We start from the raw sequence: 13,984 nt of genomic DNA, 5'->3' as shown, positions 1-13,984 counted from the left end.
CGGTCACCACGGTCACGCGGTCGCGCTGTCACGCGATCACCAGAAGATGCCTCTTCGCTCCTTCAGCCCGCGGTTCAGCATCGACTGGATCCGACCCTTCACGAGGGACACCTTCTCCTGGATCACCGCGTCGTCGTCGTCCGGGTCCCCGCGGAAGGTCATCGGCTCGCCGAAATAGATCCGGTATTTGGTCGGCAGCGGGAGCTGACCGCCGGGGAGCAGGAGCTGCGGGATGACGGGGAACGTCGGCATCCCGAGCGCCTTCGAGACCGACTCGAGGTTGCCGAGCGAGATGTACTGCTCCTCGCCCCCGATGACGGCGATCGGCACGATCGGCGTGTCGGTCTCGAGCGCGAGCCGCATGAACCCGAGCCCGAAATCCAGGAGCTGGTAGCGGCTAGAGAACCCCTTCGAGATCCCGCGCGTCCCTTCCGGGAACACCAGGATCGCGGCGCCCATGTCGAGCAGGCGCCGCGCGTTCTCGGGCACGCCGACCACCTGGCCCACGCGCGAGAAGAACGTCGCCACGAACGGCAGCGTCTGCGTCCACTTCTCGACCATGCTCCGCATCACGCGCGGCGGCTCCGCGTCGAGGAACAGCGAGGCCGCGATGAGCATGCCGTCGAACGGGAGCTGGCCGGAGTGGTTGGCGACCAGCAGCACCCGGCCGGTCGGGACCCGATCGATGCCGAACACCTCGGTCCGGAAATAGAAGCGATGAAAGAACGCGGCGACCCCGATCGCGTACTTCGCCCACTCCCTGTCGAGCCCGAACGGGTCGACCCCGTCGGCCGCCTGCGGGAGCGCGACCCGGCGCAGCCGGTCCTCGAAGTCCTGACCGAGCAGCCGGATCGTGGCGTCGTCGAGCGTGCCGCGCACGCCGTCGACCCCGAGGCGCGCGAGCGGCAGCGCGGTGTGCGTGGCGAAGTGGCTCAGCCTGGCGAGCGTGGTTTTGCCGGCCATGAGCGCGGGACGATAGCAAAACTCGCGTGCGCCTGCACCGCAGGAAGGGCTTGACCATCGGCCGCCTCGAAGCGACCGTCGACCCGATGAGCGAACGAACGCCCGGTCGAGGCCGCCGCCCCGGTGCAGACTCCGATCCGTCCCTCCGGCCCATCCTCATCACCGGCATCTGCGGCCGCCTCGGACGGCGTCTCGCGCGGCGACTGCACCGCGACCAGCGCGTGATCGGCGTCGACAGGCGCGGCTTCGACGGGCGTCCCAAGGACATCGAGCATCACCAGATCGACATCCGCCGCAAGAAGACCCAGGACATCTTCCGCCAGGAGCAGCTCGCCGCGGTCGTCCACCTCGGGGTCATGCACGATCCGCGGGTGAGCCAGATGGAGCACCACAGCTGGAACCTCGCGGGCTTCCAGCGGCTGCTCGAGTTCGTCGCGCAGTACGACGTGCCCAAGCTCATCGTGCTGTCGAGCGCCAACGCCTACGGCCCGCGCCCCGACAACGCGCAGTTCCTCACCGAGGACGCGCCGCTGCTCGGCGGCGCGTCGTTCAGCGAGATCCGCGACCTCATCGAGGTCGACATGCTGGCGCAGTCGTTCTTCTGGAAGCACCCGCAGACCGAGACGGTCATCCTCCGGCCGGTCCACATCCTCGGCTCCGTGCGGAACGCGCCATCGAACTACCTCCGGCTCAACGTGATCCCGACGCTCCTCGGCTTCGATCCGATGGTGCAGGTCATCCACCAGGACGACGTCGTCTCCGCGATCGTCGCGGCGCTCCGGCCCGGCGTGCGCGGGATCTTCAACCTCGCGGGGCCGCCGCCGCTGCCGCTCTCGCGCGTCATCGAGATCACGGGGCGGACGCGCGCGACGATCCCCCACTTCGTCATGCAGACGATCATCCCGCGGCTGTGGCGCTTCAGGGCGACGTCGTTCCCGGCCCCCGAGCTCGATCACATCCGCTACGTGTGCATGGTCGACGACCGGCGGGCGCGCGAGATCCTCGGCTACACGCACGGGCACGACATCCAGGAGACCGTGCAGGCGGTCGACGACATCACCTGAGGCGCGCGTCATGAAGCGAACAACGCGGATCGCGCGGCTCGCCGACTACTACGAGGACTTCGCGCCCGAGTACGTCTCCACCTGGAAGGAGATCCAGCGCTACGAGAAGCCCGTCCGCGCCTTCCTGCGCGAGGTCGTCGCCGAGGGGGCGCGCGTGCTCGACGCCGGCTGCGGCCCGGGCCACCTGACCCGCGATCTCCCGCCGTCGGTCGATGTCGTGGGCTTCGACATCGCCGAGGGCATGCTCGAGATCGCCCGCAAGAAGCGGCCCCACGGCGCCTACCACCGGCACGATTACCACCTGCCGATCCCGCGCTCGTGGGGGCGCTTCGACGCCGCCCTCGGGCTCGGCACGCTGGAGTTCTGCGACGACCTCGCGCTCGTCCTCGCGAACCTCGCCGGCGCGATGCGGCCCGGAGGCAGGATGCTGGTGAGCATCGTCGAGCGGAGGCCGCACGTCAGGATGCACAAGCGCGCCGCGCGCCCGCTCTCCGTCGAGCTCCCCGGCGTGAGCATGTATCTTTACACCTTCGCCGAGCAGACGGACGCCATCCAGCGCGCGGGCCTGCTCCCGCACAGCTATCGGCTCCACGCGGGCTGGCGACAGGACGAGTACGACGTCGACGTGATGTACGCGCTCTGGGATCTCGAGCGCTGCGCCCAGCGCAGCAGCGAATGATGCGTCGAGGGCGGCGCGCGAGTCTTTCCGCGCCGCGCCGTCCGGGGTAGAGGTGAGCGACGGTTCGATGGAAGTGAAGCTCGGGGGCACCTTCGTGACCTGCGCGATGGGGCCGCTGCACCACGCCGGCACATGCATCCAGGGCAGGAGGGTGCCGGAGGGGCTCCGCGAGCTCGCGCCCGGGGGGCTCCTCGGCGGCTTCCAGCGCGGCGTCGATCAGGCGGCGAAGCTCGCCGGCGTCCGCAGGGAGGACGTCGAGCGCCTGCTCCCGATGAGCGACGTGCGCGAGGCGATCGAGCGGCTCGGCGAGAGCCAGACGGAGGCCGTCGTCGCCTGGGACGTGTACGCGGGGCGCATCGGCGGGCTGCTCGAGGGCGTCGCGGAGGTGACCAACCACGGGCAGGCCCCCGACGTGAGCCTGTGCCTCGAGCGGCTCGCGAACAAGGTCCGGCGCGACCCCCCGTTCGCGGAGCCGCTCCAGATGCTCGCCGACGACGTCGCGCACTGGCAGGCGATGATCGGCCGCTGCCGCAAGCTGCTCGACGAGAGCGGCGGCGGCGCGCTCGCCAAGGCGTATCGCCGGCGGCAGCTCCGCAAGATCGGCACGATCGCGGCCTCGGCCCTCGTCATCGTCGCGGCGCTGTCGGTGATCGTGCGCGTGCAGACCGCGCGCGCGCGCGTCGATGCGGCGCTCGCGCGCCCCGAGGTGTGCGCCGTCCGCGCCATCGCGCAGGACGATCTCGGCCGGGCGACGGGCGAGCAGCAGCGGCGCGCGGCCGCGCGGGCCGAGGAGTGCGCCGCGGTCGAGGCGCGCGAGGCGCGCGAGCGCGAGGAGCGGCAGCGCGCCGAGGAGAAGGCGCGCGAAGAGCAGCGGCAGCGCGCGGAGCGCGACGATCGGTGCGCCGCGCTCGCCGTGCGGTTCAAGGCCGGGGCGTTCTCCGACGAGGACGGCAAGCTCGCCGGCGTGCAGGGCGATCTGCTCCGGCGGATCGCGGGGCGGCGGCTCACCGCCGCCGACGTCGGGCCGAGCGGCCCCGCCTTGCCGTGCGACGGCGCGCGCGGCGGCGACGAGCTCCGCGCGGCGTTCGTTGAAGCGCTGATCGCCTCGGCGTGGGCGTGGGTGCCGTCCGCCGATCCCGGCCCGAGGCTCGGCGAGCTGCTCGCGGCGCGCCGCGCGGAGCTGCCGCCGCGCGCTCGCACGATGCTCTCGGTCCGCACCGCGCACGAGACCAAGCGCGCCATCGTCTCGGGTGATCCGGCCGCGCTCGAGCGTGCGTCGCGCCTGTGCGCGCTCACGACAGCGCTCGAGATCGCGAGCGGCCCCGCCTGCGGGGCCCTGGCGAGGCTGAACGTCAAGCCGTCGCCCTAGCGACGCACCTCAGCGATCGCTGACGGGACGCCGCGCATCGGCGACCGCTGACCGGGATCGCCGGCGCGCGGCGCAGGGCGCGCAGCGACGGGCCTTGCGAGCGGCGCGAGCGCGGGGAGCGCGAGCGATCTGGGGTGGGTCGGCTGAGCGAGAGCGGCCCGCGGCTCGGGCCGCGCCGCCGATCGTCGGAGAGGCCTACCCCGGGCGCCGCGCGACGCGCCGCGCCCGGGGGGCCGTGGGGGCGTCTACTTGAAGGCGGGGATCTTGTCCGAGTCGAGCACGCAGACGAGCATCTTGGGATCGCACTTCACCTTGAGATCCGCGGAGATGCCGGAGGCGTACGGAAGGAAATAAGGCGGCTCCGGGTCCGGGATGTTGTCGCAGAGCTTGTCATCGGGGACCTCGACGACCTCGGTCTTCGGCTCTCCGGTCTCGGGATCCACCGCCTGCTCTCCGGTCTCGGGATCCAGCACCGGCTCCTCGACGGCGAGTCCGCAGTGCACCTCGGGCCAGAGCCCGACGACCCTGTACTTCGCGGTGCAGGAGCCCTCGGTGTACGTGAGGTCGGCCTGGAACATGTTTCCGAGGTTTGCGGCCGTCACATACACTTCCAGGTTGCTCCACTCGTACCTGAGGGAGCGCCCGTCGGCAGGCTCGTCGCCGCCGCCCTCGCCACCAGCGCCGCCGCCGGCTCCGCCAGCGCCGCCGGCCTCGCCGCCGCCGGCTCCGCCAGCGCCGCCGGCCTCGCCGCCGCCGGCTCCACCCGCGCCGCCATCGCCGCCGCCCGCGCCGCCATCGCCGCCGCCGGCCCCGCCATCGCCGCCGCCGGCTCCGCCAGCGCCGCCGGCCTCGCCGCCGCCGCCATCGCCGCCGCCGGCCCCGCCACCGCCTTCGCCTTCGGGCGGGGGCGGGACGAGCAGCACCTCGGCCGGCGACAGCGTCGGGACCCTGCAGATGTTGCTGTCGTCCGGCTCGATCGACTCGAGCGCTCCGATCGCATACGTCTTCCGATCAGGGCTCTCCTCGATCGTCGCGCCGTCGGCCGTCCACGCCGCGCGATCCATCTGGAGCGCGATGAGCTTCGTGTTCCTGTCGGGATAGCCTCCCGAGTTCGGGTTGTACACCTGCAGCCCGACGGTCAACCCTTCCACCTGGCCGCAGGAGCTATCGGCGTCTCCCTCTTGCAGGAAGAACTTCGTGGCGAACGGGTAGACGGCGGCGTTGCCGACGGTGCATTCGGGCTTGGGTTGCGAGCAGCCGGGCGACGTGGCTGCCGCGACCGCGGCGAGCCCCGCCAACCAACCAAGCAATCGGATCTTCATCGCTGGTTTCCTTTCGCGAGCGCGCCGCGCCTAGAACGTGACCCTCGCGCCGAAGCGGAACTGCCGGGGCGGCTGGTACCTCGTCGGCTTGCCGAAGTTCGGGTTCTTGTCGTCCACCCTGTTGAACGCCTCGCCGTCGAGCGTCTTCAGGCAGGTCGCGTCGCCCGGCCCCTCCAGGTCCGCGACCCCCTTGTCGCGGCACCCACGCACATCCACGTACTGCTGGGTGTAGCGCTGATCCACCTGGGTGTACGCCTGGAAGTTGAAGAGGTTGAAGACGTCCATCGTGACGGTCAGATAGCTCTCCTTCGAGAGCTTCACCGAGTAGCCGAGGCGGCCGTCGACGTTGTGGACCCACGGCAGCCGCTCGCCGGAGCCGCGGGGCAGGATGAAGGCCTCGTCCGAGCCGTAGAGGGGGTGCGCGCCCCAGAAGTCGGTGGGGCCGCCGGAGCGAGAGCGGTAGGTGAGGCCGGCGTCGAGGATCATGTCGTTCCGGATCGGGAACGACTTCGCCCCGTAGACCTTGAACTCGTGCCGGCTGTCGCCGGGCAGGTAGCCCTCGCGGTTGTCGAGCAGCGAGGTCAGATCGAACTCCGAGGTGATGTTCGGGTCGAGCTGGTCGGTCTCCGGGCGGAAGAGGCCCGCGTAGTTGCCGCGCAGGAACGAGAGCGTGTAGCTCACCTGGGCGAGCCACATGTCGGCGAACGCCTTCTGGAAGTAGAGCGTCACCGCGTCGTAGTTGCGCTCCGCCTCGGGGAAGTCCTTGGCGATGCCCTTGCCGGGGTTGCCGATGAAGTACGTGCTCCCCTCGTCGCGGCTCATGTCCTCGATGACGTTGTTCATCCAGCGCTTCGTGTACAGCGCGCCGATCCGCCCGTTCTCGATGATCTCGTACTCGCCGCCGAGCACGAGCTCGTCCGAGGACTGCGGGCTGATGTCCGGATCCACCGGCGTCTTGCCGGTGCCTGTCGGCGTCCAGACCGTGTTCGGATCGTAGCTCGCAGGCCCGCCTTGTCCTTCCGCCTGCGCGATCTGGGTGCCCTCGATCCGGTTCTCGTCGCTCTGGCACTGGCCCGGCCCGTTGCCCATCGCGTCCTCCAGGTCGGTCGGGTCGCACCCGGTCGCGTCGCCGTTGACCGCCGCCCTGTGGAACGCCCGGATCTGCCGCTCGTCGCCGAAGGCGCGATCGACAAGGTCGAGCGGCACGCTCTCGTAGTAGCGCGCGTAGTTCGCGAAGACCTTGGACTTGCCCTGCTGCGTGATGTCGTAGACGGCGCCGATGCGCGGCGACCACTGGTTCGGCATCGCCATGCCGAGCTTGCCGTTGTCGTCGAACAGGTACTGGGCGTCGTAACGGACGCCCACGTTCAGCGTCACCTTGTCGAGGATGCTCCAGCTATCCTGGACGAAGGCGCCGAACGTCGTCGACACCGACGAGACCGAGGTGCTGGGCTGGAGGACGTAGTCATCGACCTCGGGGCCTGTCAGGAAGCCGAGCTGCCGGGCGTCCTCCCAGTACAGGCCGCTCGGGCTCTCCCGGTAGGAAACCAGCCCCGGGTACGCCTTCTCGTGGTCGTACATCATGACCTCGCCGTCGATCCCGCCCTTGACGACGTGATGGCCGAGGCCCTCGAAGATGCTCGTCACCATCGCCTTGAGCTGCAGGCGATCCTGCGTCGAGTCCTCGAGGAAGTTGGGGCCGCCCTCCCAGTACTGGCGCACCTGGCAGGGGACGCGGTGGACCATGATGGGCTCGCCGTCACCGTTGAAGCGCAGGTTCCCCTCCTCGTCGCGATCCTGCACGTCGCTCTGGCGGCACATCTCCATCGCCCTGGGCGAGATCGCCTCGAACTCCTCGATCGAGTGCCGCGGCCCGCTCCTCGCCCAGGACACGAAGGGCACGCCCGCGAGGCCGTTGCGCGTCCCGATCTCCGAGTCGTCCGGCGGCAGCCGCGCGTTGCGCTGGTGGTGCCAGCCGAGCGTCGCGTCGAGCAGCAGGGTCTTGTTGTTGAACGCCGACGACCACTTCAGCGCGACGTCGGTCGATGACGACACGAACTTGAGCGCGAGCGCGTTGTACCTGCCGATGAGGTTCGAGACATCCATGACGCCGGCCTGCGGGTCGTACGAGTACGTGCCCTGGCCGCCGGAGGTGGACGGCGCGCCGTAGACCGACAGCGCGAGGCTGTGGTCCGGGCTGACCTGGTAGGTCAGCTTCCCGAGGTACTGGATCGTCTGCTCCTCACCGCGGAAGTAGCGCGTCGAGCCGGGGAGGGGATCGGCGAGGTTGAACCCCGTGGCCGGGTCCCTCTCGGGCCTCGGGTTGTCGCCCACGTACCGCGTCGCGAACAGGGTGCGCTCGCGCTCCAGGCTGGAGAACGCGAGGTCGAGGCCGCCGTAGAACCAGAGCTTGTCCTTCAGGACGGGGCCGCCGACCTCGAAGCCGTAGTCGCGGATGGCGAGGATGCGGTCGTCGGTCTGGATGGTCTCGCCCTGGCGCCGCACCTTCGTCCCCTCGGCCTCGAGGAAGCCGGGGACGATGTTGAAGAAGACAGAGCCGTGGAACTCGTTGCCGCCGCTCTTGGTCACGACGTCGAGCACGCCGCCTGTCGCGCGGCCGAACTCGGGCATGTACCCGCCGCTCACCACGTTGACCTCTTTGATGAACTCCATGGTGAGCGGCGTGCCGACGATCCCGTACGCGGGATCATTCACGGAGAGGCCGTCGATCACGTACTGATTCTCAGGCGACGACGTACCCGCGATCGACGTGCCGAACTCATCGCTCTTCGCGCCGGGGGTCACCGCCGCGATCGACTCGAACGAGCGCGACGCCGTGCCCTTTCCGCCGGGCGGCGCCACGGCGATGCGCCGCGTGAAGTCCTGTGAAATATTCTGTCCAATGGTGCTCGATCCGACGTCGACCGTCGGCGCGCGGCCGACGACGATGATCTCCTCCGCCTTGAGCGCCTCGGGGAGGAGCTCGGCGTTGACGCGGATGGTCGTCCCGCTGCGGATCGTGATCCCGCCGCGGCTGTACGGCTTATACGACTCCTTCTCCAGGCGCAGTGTGTAGTCGCCAGGCGGCAGGTTCGGGATACGGTACTGGCCAGAGCCGTCGGTCACGACGAGCTGCTCTCCCTGCAGCGCCGGCGATGTCGCCGTCACGACCACATCGGCCACCGGCGCCTTGCTCGCGGCGTCGGTCACCCGCCCGAGGAGAACGCTGTTGCCCGTCTGCGCGAGCGCCGGGACCGCGGTCAACAAAGTCATGGCGAGCAGCAACGTCGCCGCCCACAGCCTCAACGGCGCACGTAGTAAGCGCGCTCCGTGTTTCATCCTCTTTTCGAGAAACTTCACGGAATTCCCTCCAGAAGTGTAGGGCCCTCGAGTCCCTTGTCACCCTAGACAGGAATCGCGCGAGACAATAGACTTTTTTGTAGTACTTGCTCGCTTGTACACTCCGGGTAGGCGTCGCGTGCTTCCATACGGTGCGGCGCCACCTCATCGATCGGCTCGAGTTCCAGGAGTTACGACCCCTCATGTTCGACTCGGTACTAGGTCGTGCCACCGCCACCCAGGGGCGTCTCGGGACGGGCGCAGTGCTCTCCATCGTCGCGCACACGGCGATCGCGGGCGCGCTGCTCTGGCAGGCCACGCGCCCTCAGGCCGAGAAGCCGAAGGACGTGGAGGTCACCTTCTTCGCCGCGCCGCCGCCGCCTCCGCCGCCACCGCCGCCGCCACCTCCTGCCGGCGGCGCGAAGCGACAGCCGAAGGTGGAGCAGCGCATCGAGCAGCCGAAGCCTGTCAAGACCCCTGACACCATCTACGACATGCCGGAGAAGCCCAAGGCCAAGGCGCCTGAGCCGGAGCCGGCCAAGGAGGAGGCGCCGGAGCAGCCTGGCGGCGTCGAGGGGGGCCAGGAGGGCGGCGTTGAAGGAGGGACGGTCGGCGGTACGGTCGGCGGCACGATCGGAGGCACGCTCGGAGGCCAGCTCGGCGGTCAGCTCGGCAGCACGGCGCCCCCGCAAAACGTGGTTCTGCCGTTCGGCGCGGGGATGACCCGGCCGTCGATGGTCTCGGGCCGAGACCCGCAGTACACGCGCGAGGCGCTCGCCGCGCGCGTGGAGGGGCTCGCGATTGTCAAGTGCGTCATCAAGATCGACGGCGCGCTGACCAATTGCCGGATGGTCAAATCGTTACCCCACATGGATCGGGCGATCCTCGATGCCCTCTCGGGGCGCCGGTACACGCCGGTGATGTACCAGGGGCGCCCGGTCTCGGTGGACTACGTGTTCAACATCCGGCTCAAGCTCCCGTGACCGGCGGGCGCGCGGGTGTTGTTGAACGGGCGGGGCACGTAGTAGAGAAGGGAACGGGGTAGGTCCGCTCTGCGGTATTGTCGAGTTCGCTGCGGCGTCGAGGGGCGCTGTTTCAGCATAGCTAAAAACATCACGACACCATGGAGCGCCAGGAGGCGCGAGCGAGACGATGCAATTCACGTTGATTGAGCTCTGGGGCCACATGGGCCTCTTCGCGAAGCTGATTGTGTTCGCGCTGGCCATCATGTCGGTCTCCTCCTTGATCGTCTTCGGCGAGCGCCTCGTCGTGTCGCTCAAGTCGCGCTCCGCCTCCCGCGAGTTCGCGCAGAAGGTGGGCCCGCTGCTCGCCCGGGGCGACTTCGAGGACGCCCAGACCGCCGCCAGGCCCAGGGATGAGATCGGCTACCTCGGGCGCGTGATCGGCGCGGGGCTCGCGGCGTACGCGTCGAGCGCCCCCGGGCGGCTCCCGGCGCAGGGGCACGAGCGCGACGGCGTGTTCGAGTCGGTCTCGCGGGCGCTCGAGCGGCAGGCGCAGCGCGAGGTGCTCAGCCTGAAGCGCGGCTACGGCCTCCTCGCCACGGTCGGCTCGACGGCGCCGTTCGTCGGCCTCCTCGGGACGGTCATGGGCATCGTGACGGCCTTCCAGCAGATGGCCGCGTCCGGCTCAGGCGGCCTCGGCACCGTCTCGGCGGGTATCGCGGAGGCGCTCATCACAACCGCCTTCGGCCTGCTCGTCGCGATCCCGGCCGTCATGGGCTACAACTACCTGCAGGGCTGGGTCGACGCCCGGGCGATCGACATCTCGGAGTCGTCGAACGAGTTCCTCGATATCGTGGCGAAGCGGCTCGACGGCCGCCTCGCGCCGGCCTCGGAAGAGGCCGCTTGATCTGGCGCGAGCGAGGCCGCCTGACCCGGTCTCGGAAGAGGCCGCTTGTCCCGGCCTCGGGAGAGGCCTTGATTGCCCCGGCCTCGGGAGAGGCCGTCATTGACAGAGAGCCCGCGCCCAGCGGCGCCTGGCTGGTCGCGGTGCGCGGCGCGCGTCGCCGCGCGCCCCAGCGAGGCGCGGCGGCGCGCTCAGCCGGAAGCGAGCGTTCCTAATGGGGATGGCCGTCGGCCCGCAGAAGGGCCCCAAGAGCGAGATCAACGTCACGCCGCTCGTCGACGTCGTCCTCGTCCTGCTCATCATCTTCATGGTCGTCACGCCGATGCTCCAGCGCGGTAAGGACGTGAAGCTGCCGCAGGCCGCGCAGGTGGACGAGGAGAAGAAGGAAGTGGACCCGCTGATCCTCTCCATCACGCTGGAGAAGACGGTGTGGGTCGAGAACGACCAGTATGACGACGCCGGGCTCTCCGAGCGCCTCTCGCGCGAGTTCGCCGCGCAGCCGGGGCGCAAGGTGCTGGTCAAGGGGGACCAGCGCCTCACGTTCGGCGACGTCCGCAAGGTGATGGAGACGGCGCGCAAGGCGGGCGCGAAGAGCGTCTCGCTGGCGGTCGAGGAGCTGAAGGGGAGATAGCGGCGATGAGCGCGCGCGCGAAGAAGAAATTCGTCGTCAAGCCGGCGGTACCGCTGAACTCCGACATCAACGTGACGCCGCTGGTCGACGTCGTGCTGGTGCTCCTCATCATCTTCATGGTCGTGACGCCGCTGCTCGAGAAGGACATCGGCGTCCGCGTCCCGGACACCGAGCAGGTCACGGAGAACACCCCTCCGCCGCCCGATCAGCTCGTCGTCCGGGTGAACGCGCAGGGCGAGATCCAGCTCAACGACGAGAAGGTCGAGCGCGCCGATCTCGCGGGCAAGCTCCGGCCGATCCTCGAGCGCCAGAGCAGGCCGCAGGACAGGATCGTCTTCATCGTGGCCGACGACGGCGCCGTCTACGGCACGGTCGTGGAGGTGCTCGACAGCGCGAAGGCGGCCGGCGCGCATACGCTCGGCATGATGACCGAGCTCCCCGAGGCGCCGCCGCCCTGAGCGCGGCGCGGCTCCCGCGCGCGCCTCGCCGGCGGCCCCCTTCAGCGGTCCTCTTCCGCGGCTCAGCGCGCGCGGCGGCGCGCGACGCGAGGCTTGCGTCGCGCGCGGGCGCGACCTAAACCGCCCACCTCGAAAGCGAGGTCGTCGATGTTGCGGACCGAATGGGTGAGTAAGCGCGCCGGGAGCCCGAACCAGAGCCAGATGCACTTCGCGAGGAAGGGCGTCATCACGGAGGAGATGGAGTACGTCGCCCGCCGTGAGAAGCTCGCGCCCGAGCTCATCCGAAGCGAGGTCGCGCGCGGCCGGATGATCATCCCCGCCAACAAGAATCACCTGAACCTGGAGCCGATGTGCATTGGCATCGCGTCGCTCTGCAAGGTGAACGCGAACATCGGCAACAGCCAGACGACGAGCGACGTGAGCGGCGAGCTCGAGAAGCTGCGCTACGCCATCAAGTACGGCGCCGACACCGTGATGGACCTGTCGACCGGCGGCGACATCGACGGCATCCGCCGCGCGATCATCGCGGACTCCCCGGTGCCGATCGGCACCGTGCCGATCTACCAGGCGCTCGAGGCTTGCAAGGGCACGGACAAGATGACGGCCGCGGACCTCATCGACATGCTCGAGCATCAGGCGAAGCAGGGCGTCGATTACTTCACGATCCACGCGGGCGTGCTGCTCGAGCACCTGCCGCTCGTGAAGGGCCGGCTCACGGGCATCGTCTCGCGCGGCGGCTCGATCATGGCGCAGTGGATGATCGAGCACCACAAGCAGAACCCGTTCTACACGCACTGGGACAAGGTGCTCGAGGTCTGCGCCAAGTACGACGTCACGATCTCGGCGGGCGACGGCCTCCGCCCCGGCTGCCTCCACGACGCGAGCGACGCGGCCCAGTTCGCCGAGCTGAAGACGCTGGGCGAGCTCACGAAGCGCGCGTGGGAGAAGGACGTGCAGGTGATGATCGAGGGCCCCGGGCACGTGCCGTTCGATCAGATCGCGATGAACGTGCAGAAGGAGATGGAGCTCTGCCACGAGGCGCCGTTCTACGTGCTCGGCCCGCTCGTCACCGATTTCGCGCCCGGCTACGACCACATCACGAGCTGCATCGGCGCCACGATGGCCGGCTTCGCGGGCGCCGCGATGCTCTGCTACGTGACGCCGAAGGAGCACCTCGGCCTGCCCAACCCCGAGGACGTGAAGCAGGGCCTCATCGCCTACAAGATCGCCGCCCACGCCGCGGACGTGGCGCGCAAGCGCCCGGGCGCGCGCGATCGCGACGACGCGCTGAGCCGCGCCCGCTACGCGTTCGACTGGAAGCAGCAGTTCGCGCTCTCGCTCGATCCGGAGACGGCCCAGGCGATGCACGACGAGACGCTCCCGCAGGAGTACTTCAAGACCTCGGAGTTCTGCTCGATGTGCGGGCCGAAGTTCTGCTCGATGCACATCAACCGCGTGGTCGACGAGTACAACGCGCGGACCGAGACCGAGAACGCGCCCACGAAGCGCTCGCTCGCGCTCATCGATCAGCCCTGAGCTCGGGCAACCGTGAAGCCGGAGCGGCCGTGAAGCGGGGGAGGTGCCGCGGGGGCGTCCCGCGCGCGCGGCGGAGCGCGCTGCCCGCGGCGTGCCTCGCCCTGCTCGCGGTCGCCCTCGCCGCCCCGGTCGCGTGCCGCCGCGAGAGCGCCACCTCCGCCTCGCCCCCGTCGTCGGCGGCTGCCTCGCCCTCCGCCTCGGCGGCGCCGCGCCCTCCGAGCCCTCGCCTGACCGACCCGCGCTGGCTCCGCGCCGCCGGCGACGACCCGCTGGAGCACGCCCGGCTCGCCGAGGCCGAGGGCGCTTCCGGTCTCCTGGCCGCCCTGGACGACGGCGGCGACATCGCGCTCGCCGCCCTGCGCGCCTTGCCGTACGCCGACGACGCCGACCTGGCGCTCGGGCCGCTCGCCGAGCGCGCCCGCGCGGCGCCTGCCCCGTCGCTCCCGCCGCTGCTCGACGCGCTCCTCGGGGTCGCCGGGCGCCCGCCGCGCCCGCGCGAGCCGCTCGACCCGGACGGGGCGCGCGCCGCGGCGGCCACCCTGCTCGAGCTGTCGGGCAGGCGCGACCTCCCTGCCGAGCAGCGCGCTGTCGCGATCTCGGCGGCGCGCGCGCTCGCGGAGAAGGGGCTCGTCGATCCGGCCCGGATCCCCGCAGATCTGGATCCGCAGCTCCCCGGCGCCGGCGCCGGCGGCGGCCAGGCGTCGCGGCCGTGACGCCCGTCGCGGGCGCGCGGCCGTCCTGCGCGGCGCCCGGGCTT

Annotated in this window: 12 protein-coding genes; 9 read left to right on the top strand and 3 right to left on the bottom strand. The window is 70.3% G+C overall.

The genetic code is table 11. The features are described 5' to 3' along the window. Positions 1–36 precede the first annotated feature (36 nt). Positions 37–963, bottom strand: coding sequence for a lysophospholipid acyltransferase family protein (locus tag WMF42_RS21880; RefSeq protein ID WP_061612117.1), 927 nt, complete (start codon positions 961–963; stop codon positions 37–39). 86 nt (positions 964–1,049) lie between these two features. Here WMF42_RS21880 and WMF42_RS21875 point away from each other — a divergent pair, with 86 nt between their 5' ends. The 3 genes from WMF42_RS21875 (at position 1,050) to WMF42_RS21865 (ending at position 4,075) form a co-directional block, all read left to right on the top strand. Beyond that, positions 1,050–2,027 (top strand): NAD-dependent epimerase/dehydratase family protein, encoded by a 978-nt coding sequence (locus WMF42_RS21875; RefSeq protein ID WP_061612120.1) that lies wholly within the window; start codon positions 1,050–1,052, stop codon positions 2,025–2,027. 10 nt (positions 2,028–2,037) lie between these two features. Next, positions 2,038–2,706, top strand: a complete 669-nt coding sequence (locus tag WMF42_RS21870; RefSeq protein ID WP_061612118.1) for a class I SAM-dependent DNA methyltransferase — start codon at positions 2,038–2,040, stop codon at positions 2,704–2,706. 67 nt (positions 2,707–2,773) lie between these two features. Next, a complete protein-coding gene (locus WMF42_RS21865; protein ID WP_061612119.1) occupies positions 2,774–4,075 on the top strand; it encodes a hypothetical protein in 1,302 nt (433 codons plus the stop codon). 245 nt (positions 4,076–4,320) lie between these two features. On the opposite strand, the gene WMF42_RS21860 is transcribed toward WMF42_RS21865, so the two are convergent. Continuing rightward, positions 4,321–5,397: a hypothetical protein gene (locus tag WMF42_RS21860; protein ID WP_437694032.1), complete on the bottom strand. Its 1,077-nt coding sequence runs from the start codon at positions 5,395–5,397 to the stop codon at positions 4,321–4,323. Between the two features lie 30 nt (positions 5,398–5,427). Next, a complete protein-coding gene (locus WMF42_RS21855) occupies positions 5,428–8,670 on the bottom strand; it encodes a TonB-dependent receptor (RefSeq protein WP_437694030.1) in 3,243 nt (1,080 codons plus the stop codon). Between the two features lie 269 nt (positions 8,671–8,939). On the opposite strand from WMF42_RS21855, the gene WMF42_RS21850 reads away from it, so the two are divergent. The 6 genes from WMF42_RS21850 to WMF42_RS21825 all read left to right on the top strand — a co-directional run bounded on the left by WMF42_RS21850 (position 8,940) and on the right by WMF42_RS21825 (position 13,940). Next, positions 8,940–9,719 carry an energy transducer TonB gene (locus WMF42_RS21850; RefSeq protein WP_061611543.1) on the top strand — a complete coding sequence of 260 codons (780 nt, stop codon included), beginning with the start codon at positions 8,940–8,942 and terminating at the stop codon, positions 9,717–9,719. Positions 9,720–9,888: 169 nt separating this feature from the next. Further along, positions 9,889–10,605, top strand: a complete 717-nt coding sequence (locus tag WMF42_RS21845) for a MotA/TolQ/ExbB proton channel family protein (RefSeq protein ID WP_437694028.1) — start codon at positions 9,889–9,891, stop codon at positions 10,603–10,605. Between the two features lie 211 nt (positions 10,606–10,816). After that, a complete protein-coding gene (locus tag WMF42_RS21840; RefSeq protein WP_061611541.1) occupies positions 10,817–11,233 on the top strand; it encodes an ExbD/TolR family protein in 417 nt (138 codons plus the stop codon). A 5-nt stretch (positions 11,234–11,238) separates the two neighbouring features. Next, on the top strand, positions 11,239–11,691 hold the full coding sequence (locus tag WMF42_RS21835; protein WP_061611540.1) for an ExbD/TolR family protein: 453 nt from the start codon (positions 11,239–11,241) through the stop codon (positions 11,689–11,691). 147 nt (positions 11,692–11,838) lie between these two features. Next, entirely contained in the window at positions 11,839–13,227 is a 1,389-nt protein-coding gene (gene thiC, locus WMF42_RS21830) for a phosphomethylpyrimidine synthase ThiC (RefSeq protein ID WP_061611539.1), read from the top strand. A gap of 29 nt (positions 13,228–13,256) precedes the next feature. Further along, on the top strand, positions 13,257–13,940 hold the full coding sequence (locus WMF42_RS21825; protein WP_437694025.1) for a thiamine biosynthesis protein: 684 nt from the start codon (positions 13,257–13,259) through the stop codon (positions 13,938–13,940). The last annotated feature ends 44 nt before the right edge of the window (positions 13,941–13,984 follow it).

This window comes from Sorangium sp. So ce176, from assembly GCF_051519835.1.
In the GTDB taxonomy this organism is placed as follows: Bacteria; Myxococcota_A; Polyangia; order Polyangiales; family Polyangiaceae; genus Sorangium; species Sorangium cellulosum_G.
Note: the sequence above shows the minus strand (reverse complement) of the source record. Positions and strands in the feature narration are given on the sequence as shown.

Excerpts from the sequence above, each read along its gene's own strand:
- WMF42_RS21875 (WP_061612120.1), top strand. The coding sequence starts at position 1,050 with ATGAGCGAACGAACGCCCGGTCGAGGCCGCCGCCCCGGTGCAGACTCC.
- WMF42_RS21880 (WP_061612117.1), bottom strand. The coding sequence starts at position 963 with ATGGCCGGCAAAACCACGCTCGCCAGGCTGAGCCACTTCGCCACGCAC.
- WMF42_RS21850 (WP_061611543.1), top strand. The coding sequence starts at position 8,940 with ATGTTCGACTCGGTACTAGGTCGTGCCACCGCCACCCAGGGGCGTCTC.
- WMF42_RS21835 (WP_061611540.1), top strand. The coding sequence starts at position 11,239 with ATGAGCGCGCGCGCGAAGAAGAAATTCGTCGTCAAGCCGGCGGTACCG.
- thiC (WP_061611539.1), top strand. The coding sequence starts at position 11,839 with ATGTTGCGGACCGAATGGGTGAGTAAGCGCGCCGGGAGCCCGAACCAG.
- WMF42_RS21865 (WP_061612119.1), top strand. The coding sequence starts at position 2,774 with ATGGAAGTGAAGCTCGGGGGCACCTTCGTGACCTGCGCGATGGGGCCG.
- WMF42_RS21860 (WP_437694032.1), bottom strand. The coding sequence starts at position 5,397 with ATGAAGATCCGATTGCTTGGTTGGTTGGCGGGGCTCGCCGCGGTCGCG.
- WMF42_RS21840 (WP_061611541.1), top strand. The coding sequence starts at position 10,817 with ATGGGGATGGCCGTCGGCCCGCAGAAGGGCCCCAAGAGCGAGATCAAC.
- WMF42_RS21855 (WP_437694030.1), bottom strand. The coding sequence starts at position 8,670 with ATGACTTTGTTGACCGCGGTCCCGGCGCTCGCGCAGACGGGCAACAGC.
- WMF42_RS21870 (WP_061612118.1), top strand. The coding sequence starts at position 2,038 with ATGAAGCGAACAACGCGGATCGCGCGGCTCGCCGACTACTACGAGGAC.
- WMF42_RS21845 (WP_437694028.1), top strand. The coding sequence starts at position 9,889 with ATGCAATTCACGTTGATTGAGCTCTGGGGCCACATGGGCCTCTTCGCG.